This is a genomic window from Bradyrhizobium sp. PRIMUS42 (assembly GCF_023006515.1).
Lineage (GTDB): Bacteria > Pseudomonadota > Alphaproteobacteria > Rhizobiales > Xanthobacteraceae > Bradyrhizobium.
The window spans coordinates 1-7,120 of record NZ_JALBGZ010000307.1 but is presented as its reverse complement, the minus strand read 5'-3'; the positions used below and the strand labels follow the sequence as shown (position 1 = coordinate 7,120).

Genomic DNA, 7,120 nt, shown 5'->3' with positions numbered 1-7,120 from the left:
AGGCGCGACCCGTCATCGAGACGGCCTTGGCCGCGCTGGAGGTCGAGACGCGGCTTGGCGTGCGCGTCGTATCGGTCGAGGCGGCCGGGATTCGGTTGAGCTCGGGCGAGTTCATTCCGGCGCAAACCGTGATCTGGTGCGCCGGGATGCGTGCCAGTCCCTTGGCGGCGAGTTTTCCGGACGCACGCGATCGCCTCGGGCGTCTCCTCGTCGATCCGTTCATGAGGGTCGCGGATGTCGGCGGCGTGTTCGCGGCCGGCGACGTCGCCTCGAGCGTGGTCGACGGGCTGCATCCGACCGTGATGTCCTGCCAGTTCGCGCGGCCCATGGGCCGCTTTGCCGGTCACAACGTGGTCGCCGATCTCGCAGGCTTGCCGATGCTGCCGCTGCGGATCGACTGGTACGTGACCGTGCTCGATCTCGGCGCCTGGGGCGCGCTCTACACTGAGGGCTGGGACCGCGAGGTGCGGACCACCGGTCAGGCTGCCAAGACGACCAAGCAGACCATCAACCGCAAGCGCATCTATCCGCCGTTGACCGGGAGCAGGGAAGATCTGTTCGCCGCCGCCGCGCCGATCGTGCAGGCGCCGCCGCCGAGCTATGGGGCGCCGCGCCGTTGAGAAGGCGACGGTTGCGTGGTTGGTCGGCAGTCTCAGAGGGCCTTCGGGCGAGCAACTGCAGCGGAGCGGCTGCCAGCCTTCATCCGCCCGGGGCCTCTGAGCCGACTGCGCCGCTCGTTCTCGCGAGGTCGGCAAATGACCCCATAGCCGACGACAGACGGCTCTCGATCAGAGTATCCAGCGCTCACGTACGATCCACCGCCAGCCCCGGCCTCGAAGTCTGACGTCGCTGCAAGCCCATACGTGTCCGCTCGGAAGCGTAGTTTACTCGAGCACCTCATCCGCGCCGGCAACGATTACTGAGGAGAACGCAGAACCGAGCAGTTTGGCAGCCTTCAAGTTGATAACGAGCTCTACCTTTGTGACGAGCTGGACTGGAAGATCGGAAGGCTTCTCGCCCAACAGGATCCGTCCGGCATAGATCCCGGCGCGGCGGTGCGACTGCATGAAGTCTCCACCGTAGCTCATCAAACCTCCAGCAACGGGAAAGTCTCGGGTCTGTGTGATTGCGGGCACGCGATGCTTTATTGCGAGAGCAGCCAACCGCGAACTGCGAAATGCAAAATAGGGATCCGAGGTAAAAACAAGCCCACTTGCCCCGTCCTTGGCCGCGGCGGCGAATACAGATTCAAACTCATCCTCTTTACTTGCGCCTAAGACTTCCAGTTGAACCCGCAGGGTGTCTGCAGCGGCGTGAAGCTTCTGTAATTGTGATTGTGCGGTCGGACTTGTCGGGTTGGCGACAACCATCAACTTCGGCGCTGTGGGCATCAGGTCGCGCATAAACTCAAGCCTCTTTGGCGAAACGTCGACACTCAGGCTCGAAACTCCCGTGATATTTCCGCCCGGCCGCGACAAGCTGTCGACCACGTGTAGCTGGACGGGGTCGCCGCCCATCTCAAAAACGATTGTCTTGGTCGTAGTCGCCGCTTTCGCGGCCAGTGCCACGGGGGCGCCCCCAGGCGCCACGAGCACATCCACGTTGCGGGCGACCAGTTCGGTAGCCAAGGCAGGCAATCGAGAATATTGTCCGTTGGCCCATTGATACTCGATTGCCACATTGCGGCCCTCGACAAAGCCGGCTTCTCCTAGTCCCTGGTGGAAAGCCTCAAGTCGACTGGCAAAGAGTTCGAGCGACTCCGGACAAAGATAGCCAATGACGGGCATGGAGGATTTCTGCGCATACGAGGCGGTCGTGCACGTCGCAGCACCTACCATCAAAAGCAGAAAATCACGCCGCCTGGCGCTTCGTGGCGTTGCTGCTACTGAACGGGCGCACCTCATGCATATGCATCCGCTACCGAAAACTAATTGGCAGAGCATAGCTCGGGATGCTCAAACAGTCTTCAACAGGGTTATGCCAGGCATCCGGCGGCCAGCCTCGGCTAGAGAGTATTGAAGTCTATCCCGAAGACAGGAATAGCTTCATCAAATCCCTTGATTTCTCGGCCCCCAAGATCCTCGACGGGCCGCTTGCCCTTGACGCCAACGGCGACTTTGGCGTCGATTAGGATTTCCCCGTCTGCGGCAGATGCGCACAGTCGGGCGGCGAGATTCACAACGCTGCCAATGGCGGTGTAGTCGAGCCGGTCCTTGTATCCGATCCGGCCGACAGTCGCGGGCCCGCTGGCTAGGCCGATTCCGAAACCAACGTGGTAGCCACTCGATCGCCAGCCAGCGATAAGGGCTTGCACGTTCTTCTGCATGTCGATGGCGAGATCGATAGCTCTCAATGCAGGCTCTTCGACTGGGACAGGTGCGTTCACCAGAACCATCAGTCCGTCTCCGGAGAAATTGATCAGAGTTGCTTCGAATTCCGCGATGACCCTGCCAAGGCTCTCATAGTACTCGGACAGTACGCTCATGACGTCTTCAGGCGCAGCTCCTGCTGAAAACGCGGTGAAACCCCTCAAATCGCAGAAGACTACGACGACTTCCGTGCGGCGGCCGTCCAGCACGCTGTCGTCCCCGGCTCTATCGACGAGATCGGCGACCTGGGGGGCAAGAAACCGCTTGAGCTTGGCTATGCGCTCCTGGTGCTGCTGCGCCAGCGCCAACTCGGAAGCCATTCTGTTGAAGCTGTCTGCAAGGCGCTGGAACTCGTCCCCGGTGTGGATTGAGATGCGGTGGTCAAAGAACCCGGCACCAATCCTCTCCGTGCCCTCCTCGAGCAGTCTAATTGGCTCCGTCATCCGGTCCGCGAACGCGTAGGCCAGAACCCCTGCTAGTATGATGCTGACTGCGAGAAGCATTGCGGTCCGCCAAAGGGCGGCATGGATCGGCGCGTAAGCTTCAGATAGCGGCTGCGCGACCACGACTGTCCAATCGGGGCCCTGCACGGGAGCCGTGCTGGCAACAATATATTGTCCTTGTGCATCCCGGCTCGTTGCGAAGCCCCGTTTAGGCCCTATTGCGTCCCGCACAGCCCGAAATGGTTCGGAGGTTGCTTCTTCTGCCCCGCGGAGAACGAGGCTGATGTCCGGATGGGCGATAAGGCGACCCGATCCGTCCAGGACGAAGGCGTAGCCGGTCCTTCCGAACTTGATCGCCGAGATCACGTCCCAAATCAGCTTAAGGTTGATTTCGGCCACAACTGCGCCGACAGCCTGTCGGTTGCCCACAGTCGCAACGGTCAAGTACGGTTCGGAGCCTCGATTGTAGCTGACTTCGCTGAACCAGATCTGAGCTGCCCGGGCACCGACCAGAGTGGGATCGGCTGATCGGTCCGCGCGGCTCTCGATCCGATTCAGGCCGATCCGCGAGATATAGAGACGCTCTAGACCGTTGCCGTCGAGGAGCGTGAGGCTGGCGACGGCAGGCGCCTGTCGAAGGAGGCGCAACGCGTCGGTCCGCCGGCGGTCGTCGGGCTCCTCGGTCCACGGAAGCTGGACCAGCCAGCCAAGCTGAGTTGTGATACCGTGGATGAAATCGTGTATTTCGGCGGCCGCGGATGCTGACTGAAGACCAAGCGACTGGTCAAGCCTCGCGCGCTGATCGCGATAGCCGAACCACCCTTCAATAACGCCGTTGAATGCCAGTGGGATTGCGACAGCTACGAAAAGTGCGAGCAAATATTTACGAAAGAGGCCGCGAAACCGATCTTGAGCAATCATGATGCGGTCTCCTGTACAATCATAACAGGTACGACGGCCCAGAATAACATGTCGCTCCGCCGTCGAGCGGAGCTCATTCAAATTCCCCACGCGCACGCGCACGGGTGCAATGTTTTGCGCCTTTAGAGCGGAATAGTCACGCGGTAGGAGTGTGGCTAAGTTGTCGACCTATGTAGCCCCGACGGCACTGGTATTCGGCGACGTCAGTCTCCGGCTCACATTCTGGCCCATCCAAGTCATCGAGCGACGCCACCGCAGCGAACAGGCGTGCGGCCTCTATCGTGCCACCCGATGTTGATCATCCGGGCCGAAGAGGCAAACCACAACTTTGTCTCCTTGTGGCCCCTTAGCAGCCCTTGCGGTGCAGTTCGCCGACCGTCAGCTTCGCTTCTGTTCCAGAGCAAATGCCACTGATCGCTTCCAATTCGGCGGGTTGCGCCGATCTACAAGCCCTTGCGTTGCCTGACGGGCAAAACACGCCATGGGTCGGTCAACGCCCGTCATCAAAAATATCCCACTTTACCGAAATTCGGAATTGACGTATGTGTCGCGGCAACCCGGCCCAAGGAAGAGGGGCGTATCGCGATCGTCACGAACGCGGGCCGGGCGGCGGTGGACGCCGGTGACATCGGCGCGATTGGATTTCGCAGGGTGGGCAACCGTGAGCGAGGTCGTCGCGCACACGACCGGTGTGATCGGCGTACGGCAAAATCGTGTGGTCCTGGCGCCCGGGGTCTGTGCGCCAAGCGTTGCGGTGATGTGGACTGCCCAACCGGGCACACGCATCAGCCATCCGCAAGGCGACGGGGGCAATAGTGCAACGCTCCCCGGGGAGAGCACGACATAAGCCGTCAGACCACTGCGCAGGGAAGGCCGGGATGTCTCCGGTTGCCCTGTTCTCCGCTATGCAGAAGCACACGCAATCTGCTCTTGGCATGGCGGTCCACGGGAGCCAACCGGCTCCCGGCCTTCCCTGCGCCCTCTTTCATGAGAGGGCAAGGCAACGAAACAAAGCTCGGGCGAAATGAGCCGCGAGGACGCGAAGGTGTGTCTGCAAGTCGAAAGCGACTATCGAATGCTGCCGCATGCATCATCTCGGACCGTCACCCTGAGGCGGCCGCTTCTTCAGCGGCCCTCGAAGGGCGACAGCCCGGCTGCACCTCGGCCGTTCATCCTTCGAGGCTCGGCCTGCGATGCGTTCGCATCGCATGCCTCGCACCTCAGGATGACGGACCAAATATGGTCCCTGCGGAAAGATTCCTGGATTGCTTCGCTGCGCTCGCAATGACGCGCTGAGGCAGCGTGCGCAAAGGACACAGGTCTCGTGCCCCGGACGCAGCGCAGCGTCTCTTCGACGGTGCGCTGCAGAGCCGGGGCCCATGCATCAACGAGTGCCGTGGCCTGCTGGGTCCCGGCTCTGCGCAGCAACGAAGAGCGTTGCAGCGCGTCCGGGACACGAGAGACACGCAACCGTCATTGCGAGGAGCCCTTGCGACGAAGCAGTCCAGACTGTTTCCGCTTTGGGATTCTGGATTGCTTCCGCCTTCGCCGAGGCTCGGCGGACAAGTCGCTGCGCTCGCAATGACGATGTGGAAACTGTGGCGGACAAATCGCTGCGCTCGCGACGAGGAGGTCCAGACATGAGAAAGCGCCCGTGGGGGGCGGGCGCTTTCTGTAGTCGACTTGGGGTTGGGGTCGTCTACATATCCACGTGGCGACTTTGGGGGGCTGGTAAAGAGCCGCGTGAATTCGAAAAACTCGTCAGATCTCCTTAGCGAACGAGGGACGCGTTCGAGCTGGTGATAACGACCGGCTTGCCGGCCTTGATGACGCGGGCCGTCTGGGTCAGACCTTCATCCGAACCCGTGCGTGCCGTGATGCCGAAGCCTGCCACCGCGATCCCCGCGACGAGGGCGACGACCACAATTTTCAAATGGGTCGAGCGATCTGCGCTGTAGATCGAGTGGTTCATGGAAGCCTCCTGCCGCCATCTACCCGAAGTAGTCGCCGGCCGTTTCAGGCAGGTTCCTGCTTCCGGTGCCCAACAACCTAGTATTGGGGGGATTCGTTCCCAAGAGACCATCACAAGAGCGTGAGATGACGTGAAAGGTCGCGATCAAAAGCGACCCAGGATCGTGCATTTCGGTAATTATTTCAAAGCTGTAATGTGCGTGTCAGGCGCCTTTTCGGCAGTTGGTCCACAAGGCGCCAGGAACTCAAAAACCATTTGCCTGTGGCTGAAAAACACACGGCTTCTTAAGGCAAATCAGATGCTTCCGACCGTTTTGAGCCGCGCCCGGGGATGGATTTCAGCCTGCGACAGCACCGTCGTCTGGGCCCGGAACCGCTCGACCAGGGACCGCACGAAGGGGCGAATTGCCGCAGAGGTGACCAGCACCGGCGCCTCGCCTTCGCGCGCGGCGCGCTCGAACGCCTCGCGCACGCCGGTCATGAACTCCGACAGTTTCGAGGGCTGCATGGCCAGGCTCCGCTCCTCGCCCTGGCCGATGATGGATTCGGCAAAGGCCTGCTCCCATTTCGCCGACAGCGCGATCAACGGCAGATAGCCAGCATAGGAGGTGTTCTGCGCGCAGATCTGGCGCGCGAGGCGAGCCCGGACGTGCTCGACCATGGTCGCGGGATTGCGCGAGAAGGCCAGCGAATCCGCGATGCCTTCGAGGATGGTCGAGAGGTCGCGGATCGAGATGCGCTCGGCGAGCAGCAGCTGCAGCACGCGCTGGATGCCGGAGACCGTGACCTGTCCGGGGACGATGTCCTTGACCAGCTCGCTCTGCTCCTTCGGCAGCTCCTTGAGCAGCTTCTGCACCTCGCCATAGGAGAGCAGGTCCGACATGTTGGCCTTGAGCAGCTCGGTGAGGTGGGTGGAGAGCACGGTCGCGGCGTCGACGACGGTGTAGCCCTTGAGCGAGGCCTCCTCCTTGAGGCTGGCATCGACCCAGGTCGCAGGCAGGCCGAAGGTCGGCTCGGTGGTATGGATGCCGGGCACCTGCACCTGGCTGCCGCCGGGATCCATGACCATGAACTGGTTCGGCCAGATCTTGCCGGTACCGGCGTCGACCTCCTTGATCTTGATGATGTAGGTGTTGGCCTCGAGCTGGACGTTGTCGAGGATGCGCACCGCCGGCATGACAAAGCCCATCTCGATCGCGAGCGAGCGGCGCAGCGCCTTGATCTGCTCGGTGAGGCGGTCGGTGCCGTCGGGGCCGTTGACCAGCGGCAGCAGCGCATAGCCGAGCTCGATCTTGAGATCGTCGATCTTGAGCGCGGCCGAGATCGGCTCTTCGGCTGCGGCAGCGCCTGGTGCACCGGGCTGGCCGGCAGCAGGTGCGGCCTTGGTGGCTTCCTCGGCCCTGGCGGTGATCCGGT

5 protein-coding genes are annotated in these 7,120 nt (G+C 61.9%); 1 reads left to right on the top strand and 4 read right to left on the bottom strand.

What is annotated here, in order from left to right:
• The coding region (locus MOV75_RS21500; RefSeq protein WP_247006550.1) for an FAD-dependent oxidoreductase at positions 1 to 620 on the top strand (620 nt) is incomplete at its 5' end.
• Positions 621 to 884: 264 nt separating this feature from the next.
• Here MOV75_RS21500 and MOV75_RS21495 read toward each other — a convergent pair.
• The 4 genes from MOV75_RS21495 to MOV75_RS21480 all read right to left on the bottom strand — a co-directional run.
• Entirely contained in the window at positions 885 to 1,787 is a 903-nt protein-coding gene (locus tag MOV75_RS21495; protein ID WP_246929490.1) for an ABC transporter substrate-binding protein, read from the bottom strand.
• A 218-nt stretch (positions 1,788 to 2,005) separates the two neighbouring features.
• Positions 2,006 to 3,733 carry an adenylate/guanylate cyclase domain-containing protein gene (locus MOV75_RS21490; protein WP_246929488.1) on the bottom strand — a complete coding sequence of 576 codons (1,728 nt, stop codon included), beginning with the start codon at positions 3,731 to 3,733 and terminating at the stop codon, positions 2,006 to 2,008.
• A gap of 1,771 nt (positions 3,734 to 5,504) precedes the next feature.
• On the bottom strand, positions 5,505 to 5,705 hold the full coding sequence (locus MOV75_RS21485; protein WP_011084994.1) for a hypothetical protein: 201 nt from the start codon (positions 5,703 to 5,705) through the stop codon (positions 5,505 to 5,507).
• A gap of 294 nt (positions 5,706 to 5,999) precedes the next feature.
• Positions 6,000 to 7,120 (bottom strand): FHIPEP family type III secretion protein (locus MOV75_RS21480; RefSeq protein ID WP_247006548.1); only part of this gene is annotated, 1,121 nt, incomplete at its 5' end.